The 11,859-nt window shown below is 62.4% G+C and carries 17 protein-coding genes; 8 read left to right on the plus strand and 9 right to left on the minus strand.

What is annotated here, in order from left to right; translation table 11 throughout:
• Window positions 1-175: 175 nt before the first annotated feature.
• On the plus strand, window positions 176-1,429 hold the full coding sequence (locus AC3WJD_RS15465) for an esterase-like activity of phytase family protein (RefSeq protein ID WP_492747593.1): 1,254 nt from the start codon (window positions 176-178) through the stop codon (window positions 1,427-1,429).
• A 163-nt stretch (window positions 1,430-1,592) separates the two neighbouring features.
• Here the strand turns inward: AC3WJD_RS15465 and AC3WJD_RS15470 are convergent, their stop codons facing one another.
• A complete protein-coding gene (locus AC3WJD_RS15470; RefSeq protein ID WP_492747594.1) occupies window positions 1,593-1,994 on the minus strand; it encodes a hypothetical protein in 402 nt (133 codons plus the stop codon).
• On the minus strand, window positions 1,987-2,571 hold the full coding sequence (locus AC3WJD_RS15475; RefSeq protein WP_492747595.1) for a hypothetical protein: 585 nt from the start codon (window positions 2,569-2,571) through the stop codon (window positions 1,987-1,989). The genes AC3WJD_RS15470 and AC3WJD_RS15475 overlap by 8 nt, the downstream gene beginning before the upstream one ends.
• Window positions 2,572-3,540: 969 nt before the next feature.
• On the opposite strand from AC3WJD_RS15475, the gene AC3WJD_RS15480 reads away from it, so the two are divergent.
• Window positions 3,541-3,987 (plus strand): DUF1993 family protein, encoded by a 447-nt coding sequence (locus tag AC3WJD_RS15480; RefSeq protein ID WP_492747630.1) that lies wholly within the window; start codon window positions 3,541-3,543, stop codon window positions 3,985-3,987.
• The gene (locus tag AC3WJD_RS15485) at window positions 3,950-4,051 is read left to right on the plus strand and encodes a DUF1993 family protein (RefSeq protein WP_492747631.1); all 102 of its coding nucleotides are present in this window, start codon (window positions 3,950-3,952) and stop codon (window positions 4,049-4,051) included. The genes AC3WJD_RS15480 and AC3WJD_RS15485 overlap by 38 nt, the downstream gene beginning before the upstream one ends.
• A 6-nt stretch (window positions 4,052-4,057) precedes the next feature.
• Here the strand turns inward: AC3WJD_RS15485 and AC3WJD_RS15490 are convergent, their stop codons facing one another.
• The 3 genes from AC3WJD_RS15490 to AC3WJD_RS15500 form a co-directional block, all read right to left on the minus strand.
• Window positions 4,058-4,348, minus strand: coding sequence for an excalibur calcium-binding domain-containing protein (locus tag AC3WJD_RS15490; RefSeq protein ID WP_492747596.1), 291 nt, complete (start codon window positions 4,346-4,348; stop codon window positions 4,058-4,060).
• Window positions 4,349-4,410: 62 nt separating this feature from the next.
• Entirely contained in the window at window positions 4,411-4,788 is a 378-nt protein-coding gene (locus tag AC3WJD_RS15495) for a thermonuclease family protein (protein WP_492747597.1), read from the minus strand.
• Complete coding sequence (locus tag AC3WJD_RS15500; protein WP_492747598.1) at window positions 4,785-5,210, minus strand: hypothetical protein; 426 nt, start codon at window positions 5,208-5,210, stop codon at window positions 4,785-4,787. The genes AC3WJD_RS15495 and AC3WJD_RS15500 overlap by 4 nt, the downstream gene beginning before the upstream one ends.
• Before the next feature lie 395 nt (window positions 5,211-5,605).
• Between AC3WJD_RS15500 and AC3WJD_RS15505 the strand changes: the two genes are divergently transcribed.
• From AC3WJD_RS15505 to AC3WJD_RS15525, 5 genes are all read left to right on the plus strand, one after another.
• A complete protein-coding gene (locus AC3WJD_RS15505; protein ID WP_492747599.1) occupies window positions 5,606-6,148 on the plus strand; it encodes a helix-turn-helix domain-containing protein in 543 nt (180 codons plus the stop codon).
• A 56-nt stretch (window positions 6,149-6,204) separates the two neighbouring features.
• The gene (locus AC3WJD_RS15510) at window positions 6,205-6,561 is read left to right on the plus strand and encodes a hypothetical protein (RefSeq protein WP_492747600.1); all 357 of its coding nucleotides are present in this window, start codon (window positions 6,205-6,207) and stop codon (window positions 6,559-6,561) included.
• 44 nt (window positions 6,562-6,605) lie between these two features.
• Window positions 6,606-7,055 carry a hypothetical protein gene (locus AC3WJD_RS15515; protein WP_492747601.1) on the plus strand — a complete coding sequence of 150 codons (450 nt, stop codon included), beginning with the start codon at window positions 6,606-6,608 and terminating at the stop codon, window positions 7,053-7,055.
• Between the two features lie 65 nt (window positions 7,056-7,120).
• Window positions 7,121-7,630 carry a JAB domain-containing protein gene (locus tag AC3WJD_RS15520; protein WP_492747602.1) on the plus strand — a complete coding sequence of 170 codons (510 nt, stop codon included), beginning with the start codon at window positions 7,121-7,123 and terminating at the stop codon, window positions 7,628-7,630.
• Between the two features lie 99 nt (window positions 7,631-7,729).
• Window positions 7,730-8,254, plus strand: coding sequence for a hypothetical protein (locus AC3WJD_RS15525; protein WP_492747603.1), 525 nt, complete (start codon window positions 7,730-7,732; stop codon window positions 8,252-8,254).
• A 343-nt stretch (window positions 8,255-8,597) separates the two neighbouring features.
• Here the strand turns inward: AC3WJD_RS15525 and AC3WJD_RS15530 are convergent, their stop codons facing one another.
• From AC3WJD_RS15530 to AC3WJD_RS15545, 4 genes are all read right to left on the minus strand, one after another.
• A complete protein-coding gene (locus tag AC3WJD_RS15530) occupies window positions 8,598-9,224 on the minus strand; it encodes a GntR family transcriptional regulator (protein ID WP_492747604.1) in 627 nt (208 codons plus the stop codon).
• Window positions 9,221-10,108 carry a phytanoyl-CoA dioxygenase family protein gene (locus tag AC3WJD_RS15535; RefSeq protein ID WP_492747605.1) on the minus strand — a complete coding sequence of 296 codons (888 nt, stop codon included), beginning with the start codon at window positions 10,106-10,108 and terminating at the stop codon, window positions 9,221-9,223. Before AC3WJD_RS15535 ends, AC3WJD_RS15530 begins: the two co-directional genes overlap by 4 nt.
• Window positions 10,105-10,734: an acyl-homoserine-lactone synthase gene (locus tag AC3WJD_RS15540; RefSeq protein ID WP_492747606.1), complete on the minus strand. Its 630-nt coding sequence runs from the start codon at window positions 10,732-10,734 to the stop codon at window positions 10,105-10,107. Before AC3WJD_RS15540 ends, AC3WJD_RS15535 begins: the two co-directional genes overlap by 4 nt.
• Before the next feature lie 141 nt (window positions 10,735-10,875).
• Window positions 10,876-11,622, minus strand: coding sequence for a helix-turn-helix transcriptional regulator (locus tag AC3WJD_RS15545; protein ID WP_492747607.1), 747 nt, complete (start codon window positions 11,620-11,622; stop codon window positions 10,876-10,878).
• Window positions 11,623-11,859 lie beyond the last annotated feature (237 nt).

Consider the following 11,859-nt stretch of genomic DNA (forward strand, 5'->3'; position numbering starts at 1 on the left):
CCCCCCCAAGCGGTTACCTGCGGCTTCATGAATGCATGACTGGTTCCAGGCGGCGGACAACGCGTTCTGAACGGTCGGGAGCGGCCGCAACCAGCCGATCGACCGCCGCTGCAAAATGTCGGGAATTCTCGCCCCCGATGGTTACTTGGCCCCGATCTCGGCTACACGGGTTGCCATGACGCACGGTTCCAAACCACACACTCCATACTCTGTCGAGCGTCTCGCCTGGCAGGACCCGGTCCTGGGCGAAATCGCGTTTCCGGCGGGTGCGATGACGATCAGCAGCGGCTTCGGCTCAGGATTGACGCGCCGGGTGGGCGATCCTTCCGGAGATCTATGGGCGATCGGCGACCGCGGACCGAACATGAAGGTCAAGACGGCCGTGAAGCGATACGGTTTGCGCGGGCTGGAATCGCTGGCGGGGCTGAGCGGTGCCAAGATCATGCCCCGCGTCGATATAGGACCGGCGCTTGCCCAACTGCGAGTGGCCGACGGCAAGGTCGAGATCGTTCGGACCCTTCGACTTGCCGACGAGAATGGCATGCCGGTTTCCGGCCTGCCGATGCCGTCCAGTGATCATGTGCTCGCGGAGCCAGTGTTCGATCTCAAGGGAAGACCGCTTCGTCCGGATCCGGACGGGCTCGATACCGAAGGCGTCGTCGCGATGGACGATGGAAGCTTCTGGGTTGGAGACGAGTTCGGCCCGTCGCTGGTGCGCGTCGATGCGCAGGGCAAGGTGGTCCTGAGGCTTGTGCCTGAAAATGCCAATCTCGACGGCATGCGCTCGGCACATGCCGTCCTTCCCGCGATTGCCGGCAAACGGCAGCTCAATCGTGGCTTTGAGGCGCTAGCTCTCTCGGCTGACACGAAATGGCTGTTTCTTGCGTTCCAGAGTCCGCTCGCGCATCCCGACGAAGCAACGCACAGGAAAGCGCGCCATGTTCGGCTCTGGCAGCTTGACGCAGCGACTGGAGCCATTGCAGCACAATATCTCTATCCCCTCGATCCGCCTGAAACATTTCTCCGTGATCGGGCGCGCGGCGCGTTTGAACGCGAGGACATAAAGGTGAGCGAGATAGCCTGGCTTGCAGATGAGACGCTGCTCGTGCTCGAGCGTGGCTCCGAAACGACAAAGATATATCGCTGCGCAATTTCGGAAAATTTCGCCCTGAGCCCGGAGCACCTTAGTGTCGCCACGCGTCCGACCATCGAGCAGCTCAGTGCGGACAGTGACGAATTTGTTTTACCCACCCTGCACAAGCAATTGCTGCTGACCAGCGACGATGTGCCGGAACTTGTTGCCGACCTAGAGGGCATGGCAGTCCTGTCACCGACCGAATTGCTGCTCGTCAACGACAATGACTTCGGGGTAGAGGGAGTGGAAACCAGCTTCTGGAAAGTCACATTCAACGCCGCTGTTCTCGTCTGACTATCTAAGTCCGAAATCGCAAACTATGCCAGCGCTTGTTGGAATCAATCTCGCAACTTGCGCGTAAGCGATAGCAAGCGCGTCGCGACTAGGAACTTCTAGCGGACCACAGCTTCAGATCAGCAGTAGCTTCCAACCAAACGGTCGAATTGCGTTGCGCTGATTAAACCGACAGGAGGCGTCCGAAGAAGGACCGATACCGCTGCAGGCTGAGCCGAAGATCTTCGGTCGACACCTCATCGCCGCGATCCCATTGGCCCTCGAGATGCGAGCGTTCCTCGGCGAAAACATTGGTCAAGCGCTCCATCGCGGCCGCCACAAGAGCGTCTGCATCTTCTACGGCTCGCCGGGGCTCATCTACAAATCCTGCCTGAATCAGTTCCCAACGCTTTCTAAAATCATCTGCCTCTTGCGGGGGAAAAAGCGCTGCCTGTACGTCTGTGCGCAGGTCATCAGGCGGCTCGCCCTCCATGCCCTCACGAAATGCAGGCGCCGACCGACCTTCCAGGTCCACAATCGTCGGATCTTCTGCGGGCGCCGACTCGAAATCGCGTTCCCTAGCCACGGTTCTTCTCCTTTCTCATGTCAGGTACGGGGCTCGTGTCGGGCTCGTTGACCAGATCATCGAAGAGCGCGCGATAGTGGATCATTGCCTGTCGCAATTCCTCGGTACTCGCACCGTCCTGCTCGTGCCGCAAAGCGATGTCATGCCCCGCGCGGTAGTTTTCGACCACCGAACCGTGGTCCACCGAAAGGTCTGCTGCGCGCTGTTCAAAGTTGGACACCGGATAGCCGCTCACGTGCATCACATCACGAAGCAGTTTGTCGGCCTCACCAATGGCCGCGGACGGGTCGTCGACAAATCGTGACTGAACATTGCGCCATCCATTGATGAATTCCTCGCGCTTCACAGGCGGTAACGGATGGATCTTGAATGTCGCCACCCGCTTTTCGCGCTTTCGCAGCACCGCCTCCGCCTTGTGCCTGTCGCCTGTGTCATGCAGCGCTTGGGAATATTCAGGGCCAAAGCGGGACTGCAGTTTGGCGCTTCGCCGGCTGTTGATCAAAAGGCCCAACAGTGCTGCTGCAAATAGCAAGACAAGCAGGCCAAGGACAATTTCCGTAGTGGTCAAGGAAACCACGGGTGCTACTCCTTACTGCTCTAAACGCACCCCGCGCTCAGGAAACCCCATGCGTTTTCTGGTGATACGAGATCAACCAGAGGCACATGAGTTTGTTCCGCCGGAACCGGCGTTACCGACGACCAGAGGTTGAAGGGGCGGGTGGCGCTGCGACGGGCGCCGGCATCGACAGGGCCGAGGTCGCAAGATCGACGGGGGCAGGCCGCGTCATGACGAGCGGCTTCGGCGCCAACCCGGGGAGCGCACTTGTCCTCACGCATCCAGGGGCACCTGCTCACTCTAGATCAATGTCGGGTCGACGAGGGCAGGGCACGGCAACGTTGCTTGACCGCCCGGAGCCGGGATCCGTGTTTGCAAGCTCAGCCCCAACTGCCTGGGCCTACCACCAACCCGTGGACTAGCCATAGCTATAAGCCACGAAAACATGGACGCGACCCGATCCGAAGTGGATTTCCTTGTCGGGCCCCGGGCCGGCTATGCGCTGGGCGCTCCTCTCGATCGCTTCCTGTATCCGGGCAGGAACAAATCGGGTTTCCGCTCGCGAGGCAGGCGGAGGTTAGCAGGCCGAGACAGCCTGCTACCTGTGGCGTCGCCGAAGAGGTTCCGGGCATTCTTGTGCATGTTCATCTGGTCCTCCCGAGAGCCGAAGTGTCCCAACCTCAGTCTGCTCGGCCGGGACCGTGAACAACCTATCGAAAGCTCACGGCTAGCGGTCATTGAAAAAGGCGCAAGAATGAACCAGCTAGCCACGCGCCTGCGCCCTCGAACAGCCACCAGAGCAGCGATCCGCCGATGAGCAGTGCCAGGATGCAGAATTCGACGATGACGCCGCGATCTCTTTTCATGGACCCGTACGCTAGGCCGGCGACGCGCCAAATGCATCCCCTTGGGAGGATCGCAGCCCGGATCACGTTCGACTATCCATCGGACGCCACGGCTGAATCATTCTTCAAGGGACACTCGATAACCATGTCACTATGGCTCTATGACGTCAGCATTCCCGTTTTCATCTCGGCACTTCGCAATCTTGGGCGTCTGCTCGAAAAGGGGCACGCCTTCGCCAATGAGCGTGACACGGCACATACCGCATTGCTCGGCGCGCGGCTCATCTCCGACATGGCGCCCTTAACCGCCCAGGTCCAGCGCGCGAGGGACTCCGCCCGGTTCGCTGCTGCGCGCGTCGCCGGTCTCGAGGCGCCTTCCTTTGCGGACAATGAGCAGAGCTTCGGTAGCTCAAGGCGCGGATCGCAACCACCATCGCATGACTCGAGTCCGTGCCGGCCCTGCGCGATGGACCGCCGCGAGAATGCGACCATCGAGCTGCCGACGCCGGGGCCGCCCACGGCTTCGACGCGAAGACCAATTCCTCGCGTTCGCGCTGCCCAAATTCTATTTCCATGTGACGACCGCCTGTGAGCTTTTAGGGATCAAGAGCGTGCCCATGGGAAAGCGAGATTACCTGGGACCGATTCTCGGCTAGCCGGGCTCACTCGCAACCAATGCCGTCGCCATCGCGGTCGAGATGGCGGCCATAGCCAGGCTCTCCCCGCCTGACGGGGGCTGCACCCGCCGCGCGCGCTGCGCTGCAGTTGCGGTAAGCGCCTGAGCCTCCCGCAGGCCGGGATGCGACCGACTGGTCTGGCTGTTCCGGCCGGTGACAATGATATCCGCCACGCTTCCTGTCATGATGGCATCCCTTGGCGTCCAGCCCGCCGCCATGCGCCGATGCGACCATGGGCAGCGCGAGCAGGACCAAGCCCCAGGCGATGCGTTTCATGAGCTTCCTCTCCTCAGCCGTCTCATGGGCGCGCCGAGGTTAAGAAAGTCATGCCGGCGAGCTCAGCGCCGGATGGATCCAGGGCAGGTGCGCGCGATCCTCAGTCCATCATCCCAGTCGCGCCGATAGACCGCATGGCCGCGCCCGAGCTGGATGCAGGACAAATTGCCGGCCGATACGCTCACGGCGGCGACGGTGCGGCCATATCGATCCTGCTTGATTCGCTCGACCCTGATGGTGCGCCCGGCGATCGCGCGGGCGAGATTGTCGCGGGCGGCGACCGGGTCACCTTGGGCGCATTTGCGCTGTGGCGGGCAGCGGCCCATTTCAGGCGCATCGATTCCGACCAGGCGGATGCGTTCCTTCCCGCAGCGAATGGAATCGCCGTCGGTTGCGAGGCATCCCGAAAGCGCTGCCGCCATCACCAGTCCGAGCATCATGCGCTCGCCTCGGCGGAACGGCGTGCCTGCGCTTCGGATTTCCTTGGCGGCAGCGTCCGGATGGTCGCCGCATATTCGGCAATAAGCACGAATAGCCAGAATTCGAGGCCGCGCATCTCGCCTCCCGCGATGATCGTCGCCAGGCGAAGCCCGAGCATCATGAGCGCCAGGATACGGAATGCGAGGCTGCTCCTGGTCGGCCAGTCAGCGCGCAGCGAAGCGGTCAGCATCATGAAGAAACTGCCGAGCCCGAAAAGGACATAGTCGAACCAGTGATCGGCACGGTAAAGACCGCTCAGCATCGCGGCAAACCAGAACAGGCGGGCAATCGCGAACTGGCTCTGGCGCGTTGCATGGCAGAGCCTGATAATGAGCGGCACGAACAGCGTCCTGCCGATCCAGTGGTCGATCCGGGCGAGCATGGATGGCCTCATCACCCGGCGCGCCTCAACTGGCAACCCACGACCGCTTGTGATCGCGTCATTTTCTTTCCCGCACGGGCCGGCACATGCGCGCTTGCCCGGACGCATGCGCGGTAACCCCATGAAGTAGTTGCACAATCGCTGCTGCTGCGCCAGAAATCCGTCGCTGCATCGTCGTGCAGCCCGGTCCCGCTTAGTTCAATGACCCGAGCGACGGCGGGACCGGTACGGCCTGTACGGTCGGCACGGCATTTGCGGGGTAATGCGGCTAACTGTGCCGTGCAATGCTTTGCATCGCCGTCCCGCCGAACCGGTCCGCGATTCATTGCGACTACGCAACAATGGGGGAATTTTCGTAACGCGGGCGAAGGCGATAACGTGATAACGAGACCGATGTGGAAAGCGCACGAATCAACGAGCTGACAAACATGCAGCGCAACTGCCTCAGACTCGTTGCGCGGCCCATGTCCTCCAAGGAGATCGCGCGTGAGCTGAAGCTCTCGTCCCAGACTGTCGACACGCATGTGAAGCTGGCGATGGGCATATTGGGCGTGAACAGCCGCCACGAAGCGGCGCGGATGCTTGTCGAATTCGAGCGGCCCGGCTCTACCCAATATTTAGTTACCCAATCGCCATGGCTTGCCGAACCGGGTGAACAGCGCTTATCCGGTGTCTCGTCGGCCGGGGATGCAGTCCAGCTGGTCGCCGACGGCCAGGAGAAACTACGCGAACGGCGAGCGCCGTTCGCCAGCCTGGACCAGAAGCGGTGGCGACTGCCTCTTCCGATCGACGGACGACGGGGCAACCCTCTCACGCCGGCCGAGCGGCTGGTCTGGATCCTGGTGATCATGATCGCGACCATCGTATCGCTGGCAATGCTGGCAAGTACCGCCGAGACAATCGGCCGGATCGTGAGCGCGATCGCCACCGACGCCTGAACACCGAAGTCAACCGGATGTCCGGCCGCGTGGGCGACCGGCCAAGGGAGGTATTCATGCTCAATCAACGCCTGTCCATGGCGCGCAGGATCGCGACCGACATCAAGGAAACCGAGCGTGCGGCTGACATGATGGTCGGCCAGATCGCGCAGCTCATCTCGGGGCTCAGCCAGGCGCGCATTGCCACCAACATATCCGCAGCCGTGGGGCAGGGCGCTTTTGCCAATGCCGGCGAAGCCATGGCGCTCGCAATGCAGTTGCGCGGCCGCCTTGTCGCGGCCCATGAAGACCTCGCCGGTGCGCGCCATCAGGCGGGGCTCGACTCCTTCGCGATCGGGGACGGGTCGGATTGCCCGCCACTTCCCGATACCGCGGGCGATGCCAGCCGGCTCAGGGTCGTTTCGGGTGGCTGAACTGATGGCTTGACCGGAGCTCGAGACGATGGTCCGGTCAAGCCATGCGGGTCTATCTGTTCTATGTGCTGCTGATCGCCACCTTTGCCTATGCATGGATGCGAGGCGGCGCTCCCGAGCGGGTCGCGGCGGCCATCATCGCATCGGGATCGATCCTCACCACGCTGTCCTATGCGCCTTTTGCTTCGCGCTTCGCGGTGGTCGAGACCGGTCCCTTCATCATAGACGTGGTGGTCTGGCTCGCTTTGCTCGCGCTCGCACTCACCGCAGAAAGGTTCTGGCCCTTATGGATAGCAGGGCTCCAGGGAGTGGCAGTGGTCGTTCACGCGGTGAAGCTGATCGATCCGGCGATGATGCGCTGGTCCTACGCCTTCCTGATGGCGATCTGGGTCTATCCGATGCTGGTGGTGCTGGTCCTTGCCACGCGGGCGCATCAGCGCCGCATGAAGCTGAGCGGAGCCGATCCCTCCTGGACAGGCTTCTCCGTCCGATAGACCCCGTAGAGGCGCCGCACTGGGCGGCGCGCCTCCTCGAGGCCTATGGATCGCTTGCAGCCATATTGGCCGCGCCCGCCTCGGGGCTGCGCGCGCTCACCGGCAGCGCCCGCGTAGCGGACCAACTCGGTCTTGTGAGGGCCGCCATGCTTCATGCGCTTCACGCCGAGCTCGCGAGCGCGCCGGTGCTCTCGGGCAGTGCCGCCGTTTCCGACTATCTTTTCGCGCAAATGGCCCATCAGCCCTTCGAGCAGGTGCGCGCGCTGTTCCTCGATGCGCAGAACCGGCTTCTCGGCGACGAGATCGTGGCGTTGGGTGATGTCGATCATGCACCGCTGTCGGCACGCGTGATCGTCAAGCGCGCGCTCGAACTCAACGCCTGCGGCATCGTCGTGGCGCATAATCATCCTTCCGGAGATCCGGTGCCGAGCGCCGAGGATATCGCGGCCACGCAGCGCCTTGCGAATGCTGCGGGTTCCTTCGACATCGACGTGCTCGATCACCTCGTCATCGCGCGGACAGGATGGAAAAGCCTGCGCAGCCTCGGGCTGATCGACAAGGAGAGGCGAGCGTGACGGAAGCGGGCGTCCGGTCAATGCGCGAAGCGCCAGCCGCGCCGCCACGATGCGGCTCTCCGGGCAGGTTTCATGGTTTCCGGGATCACGGGGGCATCTATGGCAAGCACCGGTCGTAAGGACGCGCGCAACGGCGATACCGCGCGCATCGTCGGCAATATTGCCGCCCAGCTCGCCTTTGCCTCAAACCTCCTTTCGCAGCTTGCAGAAACGCGCGGTACCGAGATCGATCTCGCGGAACTGGCGTTGTCGATAAATGGCGAGAAAATCGGGGGTGCCAGCTGCCTCGAAAGGCAGGTCGAGATGGCGGCGAGCGAAATCCGCTCGCGAAGGCTGCGCGACCGGATCTTCCCACCCGGGCTCTTTGGCGATCCGGCATGGGACATACTGCTCGACCTGTTCGTGTCCGAGGCAAGGGAGGTGAATGTTTCGATCAGTGATGCCTGCCTTGCCTCGGCCGTCCCGATGACGACCGCGCTGCGCTGGGTGCACCAGCTCGAGCATATGGGGCTCGTGCGGCGCCTCGCTGACGCGAGGGATGCGCGCCGCTCGCTGCTGCTTCTCACCGATCATGGCAGGGATCTTGTCGCCAAGGTGATGACCGTCACCCTGCTCGAGCGCTGAGATCGCGCCCGTTCCTCACTGCTGACAATAGTGTTGGAAATACTCCATTGTGAAGCGGTCGGCGCGCCGTCGCTTTCGGCCATGGAAAGGCTTCCTTGTGGCTTGCAGGGTAAAATCGATGGACGCGGTGAAAACCGCATCCGCTTTGCGACGGACAGGCGTGGAGGCGGGGCCGGGTCACTCATTTGCATCCATATCGGAGGGGAACCGTCTGGCGACGGGGACGGGGCGGGATTATATTTTCTGCTTAAGACCCGATTATCCCCTCGGTCCGCCGGGCAACCGGCGGATCCCTTTTGGTGCGACGCGTAGTCGACGATTGCGGCGAGTAGAGGGCGATCTGTCACGGCTCGGCGCCCGCCCTTGCACGCATGATGGCGATCGTCCTTGGTACCGCACGCATCCGGCGCTTGTGATAGATCGAAAGCGCCCGGCGGAGTTCAGCGCGCGCATTGCCGGTGAGCAGCGCTGCAATGTGCGCAATTTCACCCGACAGGTCACCAAGTGCTTCGCCTTCGGCAAGCCTTGCCATGTAGAGGCGCTCATTCACGCCGATCAGCGCCTGGCGCAGTTCGAGATTTCCGGCATGACCGGCAATCGTTGCAAAGAGGGTCATGGCGGCTTCGGCCTCGGGCGCCACCCGAAACTGGCCATGAGGCGGTGCCAGCGCACCTTTCGGAATTGCCGGCTGACTGCGAAGCGCGAGCAACACTAGTTCATGGTGCCAGGCATAAAGTTCGCGTAATGCGACTTCGCTGAACAGCGGCGCGTGGAAGCCGTCCTGGGGCCAGTATCGCACCATCCGCTCGCCGACGAGGCGGTGGAGGGCATCTCTCACCGGTGTTGCGCTCGCATTGAGTTCGAAGGCCAGTCGCACCGGGTCGAGACGGCTGCCTGGGGGCAGTTCGGCGCGCATGAGCCGCTCCTTCAGCGCATCATAGACGCGCTCCATGACGACGGCAGGGCTCATGAGGCCGGAGGATCCGGCATGCACTCGCGCTGGCGCGCCAGATGCGCGGCCACCATCGCCGCCTGGTCGGGACGCAGCGCGTCTATTGCACCCGGCGTATCCGGAACCGCGTCCCCAAGCACGATCGAGGGGCATTGTCCCTCATAATTGCCAAGATTAGGACGGTGCTGGCGATAGCCGACAAGCGCTGCAAGCCCGGGCGAAAAATTGCGGGCGACGGCGGGCGGATAGGCGAGGAACGGGTTCTCATAGGGTTTGAGCCAGCCCAGCGAATAACCGATCACGATCCCGCGCCTGGGGGATGCGCTGCGATTGGCGCCGCCGCCATGGAGCGTCGAGCCGAGGAAGAGGATCGCAGAACCCGGCGAGCATTCTGCGGCCACACCCTCATGGTCGGGGGGTTCTTCAAGCGCATTGCGGCCATGCGAGCCCGGCCAGATCCGCGTTGCCCCAGTCTCCTGCGTGAACGGTGTCAACGGCCACATCACATTGACGAGATATTCGATACTGCCCTTCTCGCCGGCCCACATGTCCTCGTCGCGATGCGGCGCCTGGGCTGGCTGTCCTGGATGTATCTCGATCGCCTGGGCAACGTTCAGCTGGACTGCATCGCAATATGGACCAAGCAGTGCCTTTGCGATCGCGACGATCAGCGGATGCTCGACAAGCTGCGCAATACGGGCATCGCGCAGCAGCAGCCTTCCAAACCGCTTGGTTCGCTCGCCGTAGAAGCCACCCACTGAAAAGGGGGTGCGGGCGAATGTTTCGCCAAGCCCTGCGTCTATCGCACCCATCAGATCGCTCGGCAGTGCATTCGGGATGATGCACCAGCCTGTTTCAAGGATTTCGGCGATGCGCGCCGCGGCCTCGCATGGCCTGCTCATGACAGGCTCCTGCTGAAAGCCGAGCCCTTGCGCGTGAAGCTTTCGGTCGTCGGCAAGGCGTAGATGCCACTATCGGCAAGCAGGGCCGGGGTTTCGTCGTCGATCTCGATCGAAAGCGCGGCCAGCGGTTCGTCCTGGGGCCCCGGCAGGATGGTCGCGCAGCGCCAGCCAAATGCCATGACCTGCTTCAGCCAGACGCGTTCCGCAACGCAGGTGTAGCGGCAGATGCCGCTCGCAAGCGCATATTCGGCAATAGCGGTCACAAGCTGGTTGCGAACCTGACGGCGTCCGCCGGCATTAAGACCGCGGTCCAGGCAAAAGCGCGTGATCTCCCGGATATCTGGGCCGCGCGGAACAGCGTGGCCGCACAGCTCCGGGAATATGTCGGCGAGGATGTGCGGTCGTGTCGTCTCGAGGAGCCTGGCTGATCCCAGATGGCCGCCATGCTCATCGGCGAGCACGATATAGACCGCATGTTCATCGTCGAACTCGTCGATCTCGTAGCGCTCGTGGAGCACGGGCACGTCCCAGCCGAGCAGGTCGACGAATACGCGCTTGCGTGCCTCGAACATGCCCCTAAGAATGCGTGCTTGCCTCTCGAGCCCCCGGTCGAGCACATGGATCATGGCCTTTGTCCCTGCATCGTGAATGACAGGGCCAGTCGAACAGACAGGGTGACTGCTGCGTATCCCTAGAAATAGGGAGGGCCGGGCATGAAGCGGAAGCCAGAGGACGGCAGTGGCAGTCGGGAGGGCCCGGCCGGCTAGTCAGTCGCCATGGCGCGTCAGGTCATCGAGGCAAAGCGAGCCGCTTGCGATCAGGTGCACGACGAGTTCGGTGCGCGTGCGCACGCCGTGGCGTGCCCTGGCTTCGCGCATATGCTCGAGCACCGTCTCCTTGCCGATACCCAGCAGGGTCGCAATCTGCGCATTGCTGACGCCGCGTCCGGCAAGCAGGATACAGTCGCGCTGGCGATCGCTGATCGGAGGCCAGTTCCTTCTGGAGCGCGGGTTTAAAATCCGCCGCGCGGCCTCGAAGGCGAACAGCCCGACGGTCTGCGCCCAGATGAGGGCGTCGGGAGGTAGCGGTTCGCCAGCCCTGGTCACGAAGGTGCACGAGCCGCGCCTTTCTCCGGGCACATTGGCAGGAATCGTGATGCCGTCGCCGAACCCCGCCTCTCGGCTGCGCGCAAGAAGCGCATGATCGCCGGCGGTCATCGCTATCAATCGGGGCACTTGATGCCAGTAGAAACCATTGGCACTGACATGGCTGGCCCGGTGGACAGGGTCGCTGACGCCCAGATGGTTGTCGTCATACCATTGCTGCCAGGCGGACGGATAATTGTGGATCCTGAGCGCATTCGCATTTTGCACGAAGTCGACATGATGCGAGAGCGCAAAATGGCTAAGCCCCATGCGCGCGCAGGCATCCATCAGCGCATCTTCGAGGCCCCGGCGTGTCCTGATCGTCGCGATCTGGTCGATAAACTCTCTTGCACAAAGAACAGCATGCATCGATCACCTGATCGGCCGCCGTCCATGCGTTCTCACCACACAAGAGCGGCAGCCGCTTTCCAATCGATCTTCCGATCCGGTCTCAAGCACGTTCCGGAAGGATTGTCCGTCAGGCCCGTTCGTACAGAGCGTTTTCCCTTTGGAGCAGTCAAATCTAATTCTGTATATTGCTGATCTGCAACAATATTATCAATATATTTCTAAGCCTTGTCGAAATGTCGGAAGCCATCCGTGCCG

This window comes from Sphingobium sp. FW306-1B-F04DB, assembly GCF_058781925.1.

Excerpts from the sequence above, each read along its gene's own strand:
- AC3WJD_RS15465 (WP_492747593.1), top strand. The coding sequence starts at position 176 with ATGACGCACGGTTCCAAACCACACACTCCATACTCTGTCGAGCGTCTC.
- AC3WJD_RS15480 (WP_492747630.1), top strand. The coding sequence starts at position 3,541 with ATGTCACTATGGCTCTATGACGTCAGCATTCCCGTTTTCATCTCGGCA.
- AC3WJD_RS15490 (WP_492747596.1), bottom strand. The coding sequence starts at position 4,348 with ATGAAACGCATCGCCTGGGGCTTGGTCCTGCTCGCGCTGCCCATGGTC.
- AC3WJD_RS15495 (WP_492747597.1), bottom strand. The coding sequence starts at position 4,788 with ATGATGCTCGGACTGGTGATGGCGGCAGCGCTTTCGGGATGCCTCGCA.
- AC3WJD_RS15500 (WP_492747598.1), bottom strand. The coding sequence starts at position 5,210 with ATGCTCGCCCGGATCGACCACTGGATCGGCAGGACGCTGTTCGTGCCG.
- AC3WJD_RS15510 (WP_492747600.1), top strand. The coding sequence starts at position 6,205 with ATGCTCAATCAACGCCTGTCCATGGCGCGCAGGATCGCGACCGACATC.
- AC3WJD_RS15515 (WP_492747601.1), top strand. The coding sequence starts at position 6,606 with ATGCGGGTCTATCTGTTCTATGTGCTGCTGATCGCCACCTTTGCCTAT.
- AC3WJD_RS15525 (WP_492747603.1), top strand. The coding sequence starts at position 7,730 with ATGGCAAGCACCGGTCGTAAGGACGCGCGCAACGGCGATACCGCGCGC.
- AC3WJD_RS15530 (WP_492747604.1), bottom strand. The coding sequence starts at position 9,224 with ATGAGCCCTGCCGTCGTCATGGAGCGCGTCTATGATGCGCTGAAGGAG.
- AC3WJD_RS15535 (WP_492747605.1), bottom strand. The coding sequence starts at position 10,108 with ATGAGCAGGCCATGCGAGGCCGCGGCGCGCATCGCCGAAATCCTTGAA.
- AC3WJD_RS15540 (WP_492747606.1), bottom strand. The coding sequence starts at position 10,734 with ATGATCCATGTGCTCGACCGGGGGCTCGAGAGGCAAGCACGCATTCTT.
- AC3WJD_RS15545 (WP_492747607.1), bottom strand. The coding sequence starts at position 11,622 with ATGCATGCTGTTCTTTGTGCAAGAGAGTTTATCGACCAGATCGCGACG.